The organism is Stutzerimonas sp. C6.4V, from assembly GCF_058536345.1.
In genome coordinates this window covers 1,299,811-1,314,695 of record NZ_JBZUBM010000002.1, presented here as the reverse complement: position 1 = coordinate 1,314,695, position 14,885 = coordinate 1,299,811, and the positions used below count along the sequence as shown (strand labels likewise).

At 62.7% G+C, this 14,885-nt stretch carries 14 protein-coding genes and 1 pseudogene; 10 read left to right on the top strand and 5 right to left on the bottom strand.

Features of this window, described 5'->3' with window-relative positions; genetic code table 11:
* Nucleotides 1-64: 64 nt before the first annotated feature.
* Nucleotides 65-1,405 (bottom strand): aminotransferase-like domain-containing protein, encoded by a 1,341-nt coding sequence (locus tag AC4LFW_RS21760; RefSeq protein WP_491822074.1) that lies wholly within the window; start codon nucleotides 1,403-1,405, stop codon nucleotides 65-67.
* An 80-nt stretch (nucleotides 1,406-1,485) separates the two neighbouring features.
* Between AC4LFW_RS21760 and AC4LFW_RS21755 the strand changes: the two genes are divergently transcribed.
* Both AC4LFW_RS21755 and AC4LFW_RS21750 read left to right on the top strand, forming a co-directional pair.
* Nucleotides 1,486-2,439 (top strand): threonine dehydratase, encoded by a 954-nt coding sequence (locus tag AC4LFW_RS21755; protein ID WP_491822072.1) that lies wholly within the window; start codon nucleotides 1,486-1,488, stop codon nucleotides 2,437-2,439.
* Nucleotides 2,440-2,578: 139 nt separating this feature from the next.
* Nucleotides 2,579-2,953 carry a CRISPR-associated endonuclease Cas3'' gene (locus AC4LFW_RS21750; protein ID WP_491822070.1) on the top strand — a complete coding sequence of 125 codons (375 nt, stop codon included), beginning with the start codon at nucleotides 2,579-2,581 and terminating at the stop codon, nucleotides 2,951-2,953.
* Nucleotides 2,954-2,960: 7 nt separating this feature from the next.
* Here AC4LFW_RS21750 and AC4LFW_RS21745 read toward each other — a convergent pair whose 3' ends face one another.
* From AC4LFW_RS21745 to AC4LFW_RS21730, 4 genes and pseudogenes are all read right to left on the bottom strand, one after another.
* Complete coding sequence (locus AC4LFW_RS21745) at nucleotides 2,961-3,215, bottom strand: Txe/YoeB family addiction module toxin (RefSeq protein WP_491822068.1); 255 nt, start codon at nucleotides 3,213-3,215, stop codon at nucleotides 2,961-2,963.
* Between the two features lie 7 nt (nucleotides 3,216-3,222).
* Nucleotides 3,223-3,480 carry a type II toxin-antitoxin system Phd/YefM family antitoxin gene (locus AC4LFW_RS21740; protein ID WP_491822066.1) on the bottom strand — a complete coding sequence of 86 codons (258 nt, stop codon included), beginning with the start codon at nucleotides 3,478-3,480 and terminating at the stop codon, nucleotides 3,223-3,225.
* Nucleotides 3,481-3,600: 120 nt separating this feature from the next.
* A complete protein-coding gene (locus AC4LFW_RS21735) occupies nucleotides 3,601-5,250 on the bottom strand; it encodes an acyl-CoA dehydrogenase family protein (protein WP_491822064.1) in 1,650 nt (549 codons plus the stop codon).
* 255 nt (nucleotides 5,251-5,505) lie between these two features.
* Nucleotides 5,506-7,437: pseudogene (locus AC4LFW_RS21730) on the bottom strand (sensor histidine kinase); the annotation flags it as partial.
* 270 nt (nucleotides 7,438-7,707) lie between these two features.
* On the opposite strand from AC4LFW_RS21730, the gene AC4LFW_RS21725 reads away from it, so the two are divergent.
* The 8 genes from AC4LFW_RS21725 to ybeY all read left to right on the top strand — a co-directional run bounded on the left by AC4LFW_RS21725 (nucleotide 7,708) and on the right by ybeY (nucleotide 14,856).
* Entirely contained in the window at nucleotides 7,708-8,502 is a 795-nt protein-coding gene (locus AC4LFW_RS21725) for a hydroxymethylpyrimidine/phosphomethylpyrimidine kinase (RefSeq protein ID WP_491822062.1), read from the top strand.
* 14 nt (nucleotides 8,503-8,516) lie between these two features.
* Nucleotides 8,517-9,155 carry a thiamine phosphate synthase gene (thiE, locus tag AC4LFW_RS21720; RefSeq protein ID WP_491822060.1) on the top strand — a complete coding sequence of 213 codons (639 nt, stop codon included), beginning with the start codon at nucleotides 8,517-8,519 and terminating at the stop codon, nucleotides 9,153-9,155.
* Nucleotides 9,156-9,210: 55 nt separating this feature from the next.
* Entirely contained in the window at nucleotides 9,211-10,494 is a 1,284-nt protein-coding gene (gene hemL / locus AC4LFW_RS21715; protein WP_491822058.1) for a glutamate-1-semialdehyde 2,1-aminomutase, read from the top strand.
* Nucleotides 10,491-11,129 (top strand): hypothetical protein, encoded by a 639-nt coding sequence (locus AC4LFW_RS21710; protein WP_491822056.1) that lies wholly within the window; start codon nucleotides 10,491-10,493, stop codon nucleotides 11,127-11,129. The genes hemL and AC4LFW_RS21710 overlap by 4 nt, the downstream gene beginning before the upstream one ends.
* 121 nt (nucleotides 11,130-11,250) lie before the next feature.
* Nucleotides 11,251-11,793, top strand: a complete 543-nt coding sequence (locus AC4LFW_RS21705; RefSeq protein WP_491822054.1) for a tetratricopeptide repeat protein — start codon at nucleotides 11,251-11,253, stop codon at nucleotides 11,791-11,793.
* A 130-nt stretch (nucleotides 11,794-11,923) separates the two neighbouring features.
* Complete coding sequence (gene miaB / locus AC4LFW_RS21700; protein ID WP_491822052.1) at nucleotides 11,924-13,264, top strand: tRNA (N6-isopentenyl adenosine(37)-C2)-methylthiotransferase MiaB; 1,341 nt, start codon at nucleotides 11,924-11,926, stop codon at nucleotides 13,262-13,264.
* A gap of 142 nt (nucleotides 13,265-13,406) precedes the next feature.
* On the top strand, nucleotides 13,407-14,411 hold the full coding sequence (locus AC4LFW_RS21695; protein ID WP_491822050.1) for a PhoH family protein: 1,005 nt from the start codon (nucleotides 13,407-13,409) through the stop codon (nucleotides 14,409-14,411).
* A complete protein-coding gene (gene ybeY, locus AC4LFW_RS21690) occupies nucleotides 14,404-14,856 on the top strand; it encodes an rRNA maturation RNase YbeY (RefSeq protein ID WP_491822048.1) in 453 nt (150 codons plus the stop codon). The genes AC4LFW_RS21695 and ybeY overlap by 8 nt, the downstream gene beginning before the upstream one ends.
* Nucleotides 14,857-14,885 lie beyond the last annotated feature (29 nt).

Below are 14,885 nucleotides of genomic sequence, written 5' to 3'. Positions count from 1 at the left end.
TGTTCATTCGTTGAAAACATCTTGCCTGCTGTTCGATGACAGCGGTAGCACCGCAGTGCTGCGATCACCGATCAGACGCGGCTATTCGCAGCGCCAGCGACTCCAGCCGCGCCTTCAGCACCGCCAGGCTGGGCGCTGCGGTGAGGCTCAGACGCAGCGCATTGGACGCGCCATGGCCAACCGCAAATACCTCCGCCGCTGCCGCTTCGATTCCTGCCTCGCGACACAGCGCTGCGGGATCGTGATCCTTCGCAAGCTCGAGCCACAGATGCGGCGAGGCGTTTGACGAGACGGACCCAAGCAGTTTCTGCGCCAGCCGCCAACGCCGGGCCATCTGCTCGCGCTGCCAGGCCAACCGACGCGCCGCGGTGCCGTCCTCCAGCCATTCGCAGCCGATCTGCAGGCATAGCGTCGACAAGGCCCAGCTGGTCGCCTGCCGTTCCGGATCAATACGCGACAGCCACTCGTTCGGCCCCGCGATGAATCCCAGGCGCAAACCGGGCGCGACCGTCTTCGACAGACTGCTGATCAGCAGGGTGCGTTCAGGCAACGTGGCGGCCAGTGGTGGTTCGTCGCCAAGTGCGCCGTAGATATCGTCTTCGATGATCAGCAAACCACGCCGTCGCGCCACGGCGGCGATAGCCTCGCGGCGCTGCGTATCCATGCTCACGGCGGTCGGGTTCTGCATGCACGGCGTCAGGACCGCCACGCGGGCCGAGGTAGCGCGGGCCAGGCGGTCGAGATCGTCCGGCAGGATGCCGAACTCGTCCATTGCCACTCCGTGCAGCGGCAGTCGTAACTGACGCCCGGCGGCCTTGATACCGGGGGACGTCAGGGCTTCGACCAGTACCGGCTCGCCTGGCTCGCACAATCCGATCAGCGCAGCGAACACGCCCTGCTGCGCCCCGGCACAGAGCATCACCTGCTGCGGCGGAATTTCAAGCGCACGACCACGCAACCAGCCGCTCACTGCCAGCTGGCCACGCTGCAGGCTGCGCGCCGAGGGATACCCCTGCAGGCTCGCCAGCTCACCCATCGCGCACAGTGCCGCCATGCTGCGCTGCATGTCGTCATCGTCGGGGTCGATTACCGGCAGGTTGGTCGACAGGTCGACCAGTTCCGGATGGGCCTCCGGCGTCTTCAGCCGGAACAGGCTGGCCTCGCGGCTGCTGGCGAGCACATAGGTACCACGCCCTACCTCGCCACCGACCAGATGCCGACGCGCCGCTTCGCGGTAGGCCTGCATTGCCGTGCTGGGATTGAGGCCGAGCGCCCAGGCCAGCCGCCGCTGCGGCGGCAGTCGATCACCCTGCCGCAGCTCGCCCCGTGCGATGGCCGATGCAATGGCATCGACCAGCGCCAGGTAACGCGGTTGGTCATCAGAGTCGAGTTTGGGTAACCACATTGTTGGCCATGCAATATAAATATTTACCCATACAATGCCCGCCACCTAGGATCGACGTCAAACTCGCCAAGGAGCCGTCGATGTTCGATCTATACCAACTGCGTCAGGCAGCCGAACTGATTCACCAGAGCGTACCGCCAACCCCGCAATACGCGTGGCCGCTGCTGGCCGAACGGCTTGGCTGCCAAGTCTGGGTCAAGCATGAGAACCACACGCCTGCCGGTGCTTTCAAGGTGCGCGGCGGTGTGCTCTATATTCATGAGCTGATCAAGCGTGAACCGCGCTTGCCGGGCCTCGTCACCGCAACCCGTGGCAATCACGGCATCAGCCTGGCGATGGCCGCACGCAACGCGGGTTTACGCCTGCAGGTTCTCGTCCCAGAAGGTAACTCGGCGGAAAAGAACGCCGCCATGCGTGCATGTGGTGCTGAGGTCATCGAATACGGTCGCGACTTCGATACCGCCCGCCAGCGCGCCGCGGAGCTGGCCGAGGCCAACGGCTGGCATTTTGTCCCGTCCCTGCACCCGGACCTGATCCGGGGCGTCGCCACCTATGCACTGGAACTCCTCGAAGCGGTGCCGGATTTGCGACGGGTGTATGTGCCCATCGGGCTTGGTTCGGGGATCTGCGGGATGATCCGAACCCGCGACCTGCTGGGCCTGGACACGGAGATCATCGGCGTGGTGTCCAGCGCGGCCGATGCCTACGCGCAAAGTGTCGAGCAGGGCCGCGTCGTCACCACCGAAACAGCCAACACCCTCGCCGACGGCATGGCCTGCCGCATCCCAGCGCCCGAGGCGCTTGAAATCATCCGCGAAGGCGCGGCGCGCATCGTGCGGGTCAGCGACGCCGAGATTCGCCAGGCCATCGTTGCGCTGCACGAAGACACCCACAACCTGGCCGAAGGCGCCGGCGCCGCCGCACTGGCCGCCGCCATGCAGGAACGCGAGCGCAACCTGGGCGAGCGGATTGCGGTGGTGCTTAGTGGGGGGAATATTGATCGAGCGGTGTTGGCGGAGATTTTGAAGGGCTGAACGGACCGCAGGCCTGCCACAAACCTCGATCTACGCGAAAAGCTTACCTATACGTTCATCCAGCGGTTTCGTTGAGCAAACCAACGGCATAGGATGCCAGCAATCAAAACGCCACTATGCAGCAGAGGCGAGGTTCGACATGGACGTTCACACTCGAGCTTTCCATGCTCATTCGACGACCAACCCCGACAAATCGGATTGGCAGCCCTTGCGTGAGCATCTGGAAGCGGTTGCGGAGATTGCTGCTCGAAACGCCTCTGCGTTTTCCGCCGACGCTCTGGCCCACCTGGCAGGCCTGCTACACGATTTGGGTAAGTACACCGATGAGTTCCAAAGGAGGATCACCGGCGACGCGATCCGGGTTGACCAGGCCGGCCCCGGCGGGCGCAAGGTGTCGCGCCCCACGCGGGGCGCGTGGGTTGAAACATCCTTCGCCGTGGCTGGCTCGGTCTGCTGGCCCGCTACGAGTTGCTCAGGTTCAAGGCCAATTTGGTTTCGCACCGATCCAGATTAGAGCCTGGTTAATAGTGATACCGACACATCACGATCTGCAGCTCGCCATCATCCACGGTATAAACCAGCCGGTGCTCGCTACTGATTCGTCTTGACCAGAAACCGCTCAGGTTGTGCTTGAGCGGTTCCGGTTTGCCGAGTCCCGTAAAAGGGTTACGCAGGGCATCGCGGATGAGCAGATTGATTCGTTTGAGGCCCGCCTTGTCGTTTTGCTGGAACCAGAGGTAGTCGTCCCAACCTTCGGGCGTGAACAGGATGTTCATGCCGCGCTTACTCTTCTTCCACCAACTGACGAGACTTCACCTTACCGGCGCGCAAATTGTTTACGGATTTGATCAGGCGCTCGGCATTAGCCGGCGAGCGAAGCAAATGTGCCGTTTCTTCCAGCGCATTGAAGTCGGCAAGGGAAATCATGACCACAGGCTCGCCTTTCTGCCGGGTGACCATGATGGGCGTGCGGTCGCCATTCACTCGATCCATGGTTTCAGCGAGATGCTGGCGCGCTGTGGTGTAGTTGATGGTTTGCATAATGGCTCCTCAGACATGCGCGAACTGTACATATATCCGTACATACTCTCAACCCGACCAGGCACGTTGGCAGTACGTGTTGACGAATCCTGCCTAGATTCACTGTTGCAGGGGAAACGGCTAATCCAGAAACGGCGCACCTCGCGCCAGCAAGGCGCTGATGTCCAGGCCACGCGGCAGGGTGCCGAATGCCCGGCCGTTGCCTTCCAGGCGGCTGGCGATGAACGCATCCGACACCGCTTCGTTACCCGCCTCCAGCAGCAGTCTGGCCTGTAGCGCAAGGGCTACATCTTCGGTGAGCTGGCGGGCGCGGTACTGAATGTCCTCCCTATCGGTGAAAGCTCTCTGCAATCGGTCGATGTGGTTCTTTAGGCGCGCATCGCCATGACCATCACCCAGTTCGGCAAACAGCACCTCAACCACGCCGGGCTCCTTCGACAACGCACGCAGCACGTCCAGACATTGGACGTTGCCCGAACCTTCCCAGATGGAGTTCACCGGCGCCTCGCGATACAGCCTCGGCATGATGGTGTCTTCGACATAGCCGGCGCCGCCCAGGCATTCGCTGGCCTCGGCGATCATTTCCGGGGCGCGCTTGCAGATCCAGTATTTACCGATCGCGGTCACCAGTCGGGCGAATTTCTGTTCCCCTTCGTCAAACGGATCGTCAAGCGCGCGGCCCATGCGCATGGTCAAGGCCAGCGCCGCCTCGCTCTCCAGCGCCAGGTCAGCCAGCACGTTCTGCATCAGCGGTTGATCAATGAGGGCACGCCCGCTCACCTGACGATGCGTGCAGTGGTGCATGGCCTGGGTCAATGCCTGGCGCATCAGCGAACTGGAGCCGATCATGCAATCGAAGCGGGTCGAGGAAACCATTTCGATGATGGTCGGCACGCCGCGCCCTTCTTCACCGATCATCCAGGCCAGCGCACCGCGATATTCGACTTCGCTGGACGCGTTCGACCAGTTGCCCAGCTTGTTCTTCAGCCGCTGGATATAGAACTGGTTACGACTGCCATCGGGGCGGTGGCGCGGCAACAGGAAACAGGACAACCCGGCGGCCGTCTGGGCAAGGGTCAGAAAGGCGTCGCACATCGGTGCCGAGCAGAACCATTTGTGCCCCACCAGCTCGTACAGCTGACCCGGACCGCTGGCGCCCATCGCATGCGCCTGGGTGGTGTTGGCACGCACATCGGTGCCGCCCTGCTTTTCGGTCATCGCCATGCCGATGGTGACGCCATTCTTCTGCTCCATCGGCAGGTTGCGCGGGTCATATTCGAGACTGAGGATTTTCGGCAACCAGAGGTCGGAGATACCCGGCTGCTGCCTGAGCGCCGGTACGCTGGCGTAGGTCATGGTCAGCGGGCAGCTGCTCCCGGCTTCGGCCTGATTGTGCAGGTACATCAACCCCGCACGCGCCACCTGAGCGCCAGGTTGCGGGTCGGTCCAGGGCAGCGACGGAATGCCGTGGGCGATGGCGGTACTCATCAGCTCGTGATAAGCGGGGTGAAACTCCACCAGATCGATGCGATGTCCATAGCGGTCATGGCTCTTGAACAGCGGTTTGTTCTCGTTGGCCAGGAAGCCTGCGGCCATCAGCGGGCCGCCGGCCAGCGCACCGTAGGCTTCCAGCCGTGCCTCCGCCCAGCCACCCCGATAACGCCGCACCCACTCCTGCAATGGCAAGTCGAGGCGATACAGATTCGCACCGTCGAGCGGCGGCACCTGGTTCAATACCTCGTGGGTTTCGGCATATTGATGCAGGCTCATGACGGCTCTCCTCGGCAGACAAAGCAACAAGGGGCCCGGCAGGTGGAAGGTGCGCAACACAGGCGGAGCACCCCCATGCAGCGCCAGCCATCAGCGGGCCGATGCGGGTACCGCTGCGGGCCCGCCCATCGAAGTGAAGCACGGCTGTCAGCTGCGACAAAGTGAGGTTTCGGCCAAAGTCTGCACACCCGGCATGGCAGGGGCAGCTGCCATCAGCATCTGTCAGCGGGTCTGGCAGGCCAGTCAGGTCAATGCGAGAGGAACCTGAACGAGAAAACGGCTGCCGCGCCCTGGCTCGGAGTGGTAGGAAAGGCTGCCACCCTGCAGTCCGACCAGCTGCCAGCACAGCGAGAGACCGATCCCCAGCCCACCATAGGGGCGGGTCATGCTGCCATCGAGCTGGCGGAAATACTGGTACAGCGAGTCATCGGCAGGGGCTTCGAAGCCGATGCCGGTGTCGCTCACCGTCACCTCCAGCAGGTACCCGGAGGGGGCGACCTCACGGCCGCTGACAGCCAGGGTGATCCCGCCGCGCAAGGTGAACTTGATGGCGTTGTCCAGCAGATAACCAAGGCTCTGTTTCAGCTTGCCGACGTCTCCGACCAATGCATCGGGAAGCTGACCATCAAGTTCCAGATCGAAGCTCAGGCCACGCTTCGCAGCCAGCGCGCCGTAATGGGCATAGAGTTCGTCGATCCACAACCGCAGGCCAAACGGCTCGTTTCGCACCCGCAATTTGCCAGCCTGCAGTTCGGTCAGCGCGAGGATGTCGTTGACCAGTTGCATCATGTCGCGCGCCGATCCGGCAGCAATGCGCTGGTATTGCTCGAGCTCGCTGCTCAATTCCAGCGTACGCATCAGCTCGAGACTGCCAAGCACACCATGCATCGGGGTGCGCAATTCATGGGTGACGTTGGCCAGGAACTGGTCCTTGAGGCGATTGCTTTCGGCCAGCTCGCGGTTCATCACTTCGAGCTTGCGCCCTGTCTCTTCGAGAACCTGGGCGCGCTCTTCCTTCATCACGTTGATTCGATCGGCCAGAGCCAGGGACAACAGCGCTACCTCCAGCGCGGAGCCGATCTGCCCGGCATACATGGTGAGGAACATATGTGGCAGGTAACCCAGCACCATCAGTGTGTTGATCTGACCGCCGATGAGAAACGCCGACCAGGCGATCAGAAAATAGCGCGCCACCCGCATCCCGCGGCGCCAGGCCACGATACCCGCGACCAAAACCACCAGGATGAAGCAGAGTGCGAGAAAGGTCGCCACGCGTAGTGCGAGCGCATAGCTGGAGGTCAGCGACACGACCATGGTTACCGCCCCCAGCCCTATCAGCAGCATCAAGGCACGGTCGATCCAGGGACTGTGCTCGCGGGTATGCAGGAAGCTGCGGGCGAACTGGCAACCAAACAGCCCCGCTGCACCGATGAGAAAGGGCGTCGACGCATTCGCCCACCATGGCGAATCGGGCCATAGGTATTGCACGCCCAGACCGTTGACCGACACCTGGTACAGGCCGAACGAAGCGATGTAGAGGATGTAATACAGGTAGCTGCGATCACGCACACTGAAGTAGATGAAAAGGTTGTAGAACAACATCACCAGCAGCACGCCGTAGATGATCGCGAGCACGTAAATGTGTCCGGACTGCTCTTCCAGATAGGCCACCGGGGCCCAGAGTGTCAGGGGTATCTGGATCGAACCCTGGCTTTCCAGCCGCAGGTAGATTCGCTGTGGCTGGTTGGCCGCCAGCTCGAGCTCGAACAGGTGATTGCGCTGCCTGATCTGGCGCTGGTTGAACGGCAGCGCATCGCCACTGCGCTGAGCCAGCCGGTAGCCGCCCTGCCCGTCAGGCAGGTAGAGGTCAAGGTGATCGAGCGGTGGATACGCCAGTTCCAGCCACCAGCGGCTGTTTTCGGCAGGCGGCTCGGCATGATAGGTCAGATCGACACGCAACCAGAAAGCCGAACGCGAATATCCAGCGTTGAGCACTGCCTCGGAGTGGTGCTCGAATCGGCCTGCTGCATCCAGCGCAATGGCGTCTTCGATGGTGGCGTTGCGGCTCGGGTCTTCCAGTACGGCCATCACCTGACCCAGTGGCAGGCGCTGGGTATGGCTGTCGAAATCGACGGCAACCGAGATCGCCGGCAGCAGACCGAACAGTATGAGGAAGAGGAAACGCATGGTTACGGAAGCCTGCCAGACAGCGTCAAGAGAAGCCCGTCCCCTCGAAGTCACGCAGCTGGATCAAAGTGGTGGCACTTTAGCATGACGCTAGCGGCGTCGGGACCAGATCATGCCCATCCTGCCGAACGGTCGGAGCCATAACAAGCCACCTGGCGGCACCCGCACGAGCCGCCCAGGAGGATTGGTGATAAGCTCGCACGCCATGAATTCCGGTCGCGCCTAGCCCAGACCGACGCCTCCACACCATGAATCGGGAACCTCAATCGAATGTCCGGCCCCTGCTCCCGCCCTGTCGTCCTCTGCCTTTCCGGCCACGACCCAAGCGGTGGCGCTGGCCTGCAGGCCGACATCGAAGCGCTGCTCGCCCAGAGCTGCCATGCCGCGCCAGCGGTCACGGCGCTGACCGTACAGGACACCGTCGACGTAGCCGACTTTCGCGTGCTCGATCGTGACTGGGTTCTGGCCCAGGCCAACGCCGTGATCGCCGACCTGCCGGTTGCCGCAGTCAAACTGGGCATGCTCGGCTCGGTGGAAATGGTCGAAACCGTGCTGCACATCATGCAAAAACTGCCCGGCGTGCCGCTGGTCTGCGACCCGGTGCTGCGCGCCGGAGGTGGCGGTGCGCTGGGCAAGGATGAAGTCGGCTACGCCATGCGCGAGCGACTGTTCCCGGTGTCCACCATCGCCACGCCGAATCTGCCCGAAGCACGGATTCTCGCCGAGCTGCCACATGGCACCGCTGACGAGTGCGCCGAGAAACTGCTGCCCTTCATCCGCAACCTGCTGATCACCGGCGGCCATGGCGACGAAACCGAGGTGCACAACCGCCTCTATTGCCGAGACGGCAGCCGGTACGACTTCAGCTGCCAGCGTCTACCAGGCAGCTATCACGGCTCCGGCTGCACCCTGGCCAGCGCCTTGTCCGGGCGCCTCGCGCTCGGTGAAGACCTGGCCAGTGCGGTGAAATCCGCACTGGATTACACCTGGCGCACCCTGCGTGATGCCGAAGCACCCGGGCGAGGCCAGTACATTCCCCGTCGACTGCCGCTGGACCTGGCCTGAGTGGAGCGCTGCACATGAAAGACACCAAGCTGCGCGGCCTGTATGCCATCACAGACAGCAAGCTGCTGGCCGATGGTCGTCTGCTGCCCTACGTCGAGGCGGCTCTCAAGGGCGGCGCCCGACTGCTGCAATACCGTGACAAGTCCGATGATGACCGACGCCGCCTGCGTGAAGCAGAGGCGTTGCGCGAGCTCTGTGACCGTTATGGCGCCCAGCTGATCATCAACGACGATGCCGAGCTTGCGGCGCGCCTGAATGTCGGGCTGCACCTCGGCCAGGACGACGGCTCGCTTTCGGTAGCCCGGGCCCTGCTCGGCCGAAAAGCCATCATCGGCGCGACTTGCCATGCCCGCCTGGACCTGGCCGAACAGGCGATCCGCGAGGGGGCCAGCTACATCGCCTTTGGCCGGTTTTTCGATTCGAACACCAAACCCGGCGCGCCAGCGGCCACGCTGGAGCTGCTGGCAGAAGCGCGCCAGCGGTTCAGCGTGCCGATCACGGCGATCGGCGGCGTGACGCTGGACAACGCCGCCCGCCTGATCACTCAGGGCGCCAGCCTGGTCGCCGTTGTGCATGCCCTGTTTTCAGCCGATTCGGCCAGCGAAGTCGAACGCCGCGCGCATGCCTTCAGCGAGCTGTTTCCCGGTCGATGACCGCGGCAAGGCCATATAGCCGTTCCAACCCGTTTCCACGTATCGAGAGGCCTCTATGTCCCGTTCCGAAACCCTCTTCGCCAGTGCTCAAAACCGAATCCCGGGCGGCGTGAACTCGCCGGTACGCGCGTTCCGCAGTGTTGGCGGAACGCCCCTGTTCTTCAAACATGCCGAAGGCGCCTACGTCACCGATGAGGACGACAAGCGCTACGTCGATTATGTCGGCTCCTGGGGTCCTATGATCCTTGGCCACAGCCATCCCGAAGTGCTCGACGCGGTGCGCAACCAGTTGCAACATGGCCTTTCCTATGGCGCTCCGACGGCCATGGAAACCGAGATGGCCGAGCTGGTCTGCAGCCTGGTGCCATCCATGGAAATGATGCGCATGGTCAGCTCCGGAACCGAGGCGACCATGAGTGCGATCCGTCTGGCCCGTGGCTACACCGGCCGCGACAGCATCATCAAGTTCGAGGGCTGCTATCACGGACACTCCGACAGCCTGCTGGTCAAGGCGGGATCCGGCGCACTGACCCAGGGCGTACCCAGCTCGGCTGGCGTGCCGGCGGCGTTTGCCCGGCACACCCTGACCCTGCCGTTCAACGATCTGGCCGCTGTCGAGCAGATGCTGAGCGAAGTCGGCAACGAAGTGGCGTGCATCATCGTCGAACCGGTCGCCGGCAACATGAATTGCGTACCGCCCGCGCCTGGCTATCTGCAGGGATTGCGCGAGCAGTGCGACAAGCATGGCGTCGTGCTGATATTCGATGAGGTGATGACCGGCTTCCGCGTCGCCCTCGGCGGCGCCCAGGCCCACTATGGCGTCACCCCGGATCTGACCACCTTCGGCAAGATCATCGGCGGCGGCATGCCGGTCGGCTGCTTTGGCGGCAAGCGCGCCATCATGGAACGCATCGCCCCGCTGGGCCCGGTCTACCAGGCGGGCACCCTTTCCGGAAACCCACTGGCCATGGCGGCGGGACTGACCACGCTGCGATTGATCAACCGCCCCGGTTTCCACGATGAACTCACCAGCTACACCACCCGCATGCTGGACGGCCTGAAAGCGCGCGCCGTGGCGGCCGGCATTCCATTCGTCACCACCCAGGTCGGCGGCATGTTTGGCCTGTACTTCAGCGAGGCGGACGACATCGTCACGTTCAACGATGTGATGGCCAGCGACGCCGAGCGCTTCAAACGGTTCTTCCATCTGATGCTAGAAGGTGGCGTCTACCTGGCGCCCAGCGCCTTTGAAGCCGGTTTCACCTCCATCGCTCATGGCGACAGGGAGCTGCAGATCACCCTTGATGCTGCCGAGCGCGCCTTCTCCCAGTTGCAATGAACATGGGCGTTGAGCTACTGCAAGCCGTGCTGCTGATGCTGACGGCGTCGGCCAGCGCCATCTGGATCGGCATGGCTCGGCAGGGCTATGGCGAACCGGACCAGCCCGCCCTGTTCTCGGCCTTGCTTGCATTCAGCCTGGCCGCCGGGACGGGTGCATGCGCAACAGCACGCCTGGCGCTGGGCGCGGATACACTCGAAGCGGAGCGCTGGCTGCAGCAAGCGACCCTGCTGCTCGGCGTGCCGCTCGTCGGTGTGGTTGCCCTGACGCTCTCGCGCCGCTGGATTTGGAGCCGCCCGACCTGGGGACGCGTCGTGATCGGGTTGTGTGCCTTCTTCGAGCTGGCCCGTCAGCTGGGCTGGAGCGCGCCGTACGCGCTTTCCCTGGGCCTGCTCAGTGCGCTGCTGGTGGTCTACGCCGGCCTGCTGCAATGGCCGGCATCGCGGCAAGCAGCCGCCGGCCTGGCCGGTGGCACGCTGTTGGCGGCGCTGCTGCCCTGGGATGGGCTACTGACAGATGCCAGTTCTCTGGCGGCATATCAGCAGTTGTGGCTGGCATGCGCGATCCCGATCATTGCCTGGCTGCTGCTCCACCTCCCAGGCAACCTGCGCGAGGAGAGCCCGTCGTCGCCATAAAAAGACCGGCACTTGCCGTTAAAGCCTTTGTAAGCAGGCAGCGGCTTATCCATAATGTGACGGTCGGCTCGTTCCTGCCGGACTTTCAGTCACCGCCCTGATCTTCGAGGCGCATTGATTCATGACCTGCACCGGCCGCAGCCTAACCCTTGGCTGCCTGCTGCTTCTTTTGCCCCTGCTGACCATGGCAGGTGGTAACTCGCTGCTGATTCCAGCAACCTCCCGCTGCGCACTCAATACGGTCCCCGAGGCGATGCGCGAAGCGCTGCGCGCTTGCGAGCAGGCGGCCAGCGAAGGCGATCTGCAGGCCGCGTACGAACTCGGCGAGTACTATTACGACGGCCGCCGCACGCCTCGCGACCTGGCCAAGGCTCTGCAATGGTTCGAGCAGGCCTCGCTTCACGGCCATGCACTGGCTCAGCATCGACTGGGCATCATGTTCTTTCGCGGCGAGGGAGTACCGGCCAACAATGTGCAGGCCTACGTCGTGTTGAAAATGTCAGCGGTAAACGGCGAAGAAGACGCGCTGGACACCGCTGATCGCGTTTCGGCACAGATGCAGCGCGACGAACTGGAGATCGCCACGCAAGTGCTTGGGCAGATCTTTCGTGATTACCTGATGGACCTGCAAACCGCCGGCGAAGGCAAGCCCTTCTCGCCGTGATCGGTGAGGGGAGGTGCGACTTTCCCAGTCCGGTCTCCCTGAGACCCGTGCCCCTGCGCAGCATGCTTTAAACGCGGTCGTCGTCCGCATATAATCGCCGGTCATTTTTTGCACAACGCCGGCCCGAGACATGACCCGCAAGCTCTATATCGAAACCCATGGCTGCCAGATGAACGAGTACGACAGCTCGCGCATGGTGGATCTGCTGGGCGAGCAGCAGCCTCTCGAGATCACCGAGAATCCGGCGGAAGCCGACGTGATCCTGCTAAATACCTGTTCGATTCGTGAAAAAGCCCAGGAAAAGGTCTTTTCGCAATTGGGCCGCTGGCGTGAGCTGAAGCTGGACAACCCACAGTTGGTCATCGGTGTCGGGGGCTGCGTGGCGAGCCAGGAAGGCGCGGCGATCCGTGACCGCGCGCCCTACGTCGACGTGGTGTTCGGCCCGCAGACCCTGCACCGTCTGCCCGAAATGATCGATGCGGCGCGCAGCACGAAAAAGCCGCAGGTGGACATTTCCTTCCCCGAGATCGAAAAGTTTGACCGCCTGCCCGAACCGCGTGTCGACGGGCCGACCGCCTTCGTCTCGGTCATGGAAGGCTGCAGCAAGTACTGCACGTTCTGCGTAGTGCCCTACACCCGCGGTGAAGAAGTCAGCCGCCCCTTTGACGACGTGCTGGCCGAGGTCATTCACCTGGCCGAGAACGGCGTTCGCGAAGTCACGCTTCTGGGGCAGAACGTAAACGGTTACCGCGGCGCGACCCACGACGGCCGCACGGCAGACCTGGCAGAGCTGATCCGCGTGGTCGCGGCAGTCGATGGCATCGACCGTATCCGCTACACCACCAGCCATCCGCTGGAGTTTTCCGACGCCTTGATCCAGGCCCATGCCGAAGTACCTGAGCTGGTGAGATACCTGCACCTGCCAGTACAGTCAGGCTCCGATCGCGTATTGGCCGGCATGAAGCGAAATCACACGGCCCTTGAATACAAGTCGCGCATCCGCAAGCTCAAGGCCGCAGTGCCCGACATCCTGATCAGCTCGGACTTCATCGTTGGGTTTCCTGGCGAAACCGACAAGGATTTCGAGCAGACCATGAAACTCATCGAGGACATCGGCTTCGATTTCTCCTACTCGTTCGTTTACAGCTCGCGGCCCGGAACACCAGCTGCGGATCTGGTCGACGAAACGCCGGACGAGGTGAAAAAACAGCGCTTGTCGGTTCTCCAGCAACGAATCAACCAGCAAGGCTTCGAGAACAGCCGACGGATGGTGGGCACCCGCCAGCGCATTCTCGTCACGGACTACTCTAAGAAAGACCCCGGCATGCTTCAGGGCCGCACCGAGCACAACCGGATCGTCAATTTCAGATGCAACAACCCGAGACTGATTGGCCAGTTTGTGGATGTGCACATTGACGATGCGCTGCCGCACTCGTTGCGTGGAACGCTGCTGGAGCAGGTCGCAAGCTGAACAAAGCATCACCACGGCTGATCGCTGGAAGCCCCAGCCGTGCTTTTGCCCGGGGTCTCAAGCACCGGCGCGCCGCTGCTTTTTTCATCTCACGGCGCTATCCTCACCACATCTTCATGCAAAGCAGGTCAACTAAAAGCCCTTGAACGCCCCTACAGAACATCACCGTTTCACCCTCGAACCCTTTGAAGCCAACCGCTTCGCCAATCTTTGCGGCCAGTTCGACGAGCACTTGCGCCTCATCGAGCAACGGCTGGATCTGGAAATCCGCAACCGCGGGAACCAGTTCGAGCTGGTCGGCCCGTCCGACGTGGCCCAGGCTGCCGAGCATCTCCTGCGACGCCTGTACCGCGAAACAAAGAGCAGCGAGCTCTCACCTGACACGGTTCATCTGTTCCTGCAGGAATCGGCCATGGAGGAGCTGAACAATTCCTCCACCACGCCGAACATTTCGCTGCGTACCCGCAAGGGCAATATCCGCCCGCGCGGCGTCAACCAGCAGCGCTACGTGCAGTCGATCCTCGACAACGACATCAACTTCGGCATCGGCCCGGCCGGTACCGGCAAAACCTACCTGGCCGTCGCCTGTGCGGTGGACGCACTGGAACGCGAGCAGATTCGCCGCATCCTGCTGGTGCGCCCGGCGGTCGAGGCCGGCGAAAAGCTCGGCTTCCTGCCCGGCGACCTGGCCCAGAAGATCGATCCCTACCTGCGCCCGCTGTATGACGCCCTGTACGAGATGCTTGGGTTTGAACAGGTCGCCCGGCTGATCGAGAAGCAGGTCATCGAGATTGCGCCGCTGGCCTACATGCGCGGCCGGACCCTGAACAACAGTTTCATCATCCTCGATGAGAGCCAGAACACCACACTCGAGCAGATGAAGATGTTCCTCACCCGCATCGGCTTTGGCTCAACGGCGGTCATCACCGGTGACATCACCCAGGTGGACCTGCCACGAGGCACCAAGAGCGGCCTCGCTCATGTGATCGAAGTGCTCAGGGAGGTCAATGGCATCAGTTTCACGCACTTCAAGCCGAAGGACGTAGTGCGTCACCCATTGGTGCAACGCATCGTCGAGGCGTACGAGGCCTTCGAAGGCAACCAGGGCCAAGGTAATCGTTCATCGCAGGACAACCGCGGTGATTGAACTCGACCTGCAAAACGCAACTGGCGGTGCCGTTCCGGATGAAGCTGATCTGCGCCGCTGGTGCGAGCTGGCGTTAAGGCAGCGCCAGGGCGATTCCGAGCTGACCATCCGCCTGGTTGACGAAGACGAAGGTCGCGAGCTGAATCGCACCTGGCGGCAGAAGGATTACGCCACCAACGTGCTGTCCTTCCCGGCTGATGTACCTGAGGAATTGCTCGACATCCCGTTGCTGGGCGACCTGGTGATTTGCGTACCGGTGGTCGAGCGCGAGGCGGTCGAGCAGGGTAAGGCGCTGCAGGCGCACTGGGCCCACCTGGTGATCCATGGCTGCCTGCACCTGCTTGGCTACGATCACATCGACGACGAGGAGGCCGAAGAAATGGAAAGCCTCGAACGTCAACTGCTGGCTGAACTGGGTCACCCCGACCCGTATGCCGGCGAATAGCCCCAAGGGCACAGCAAGGACCATTGAGT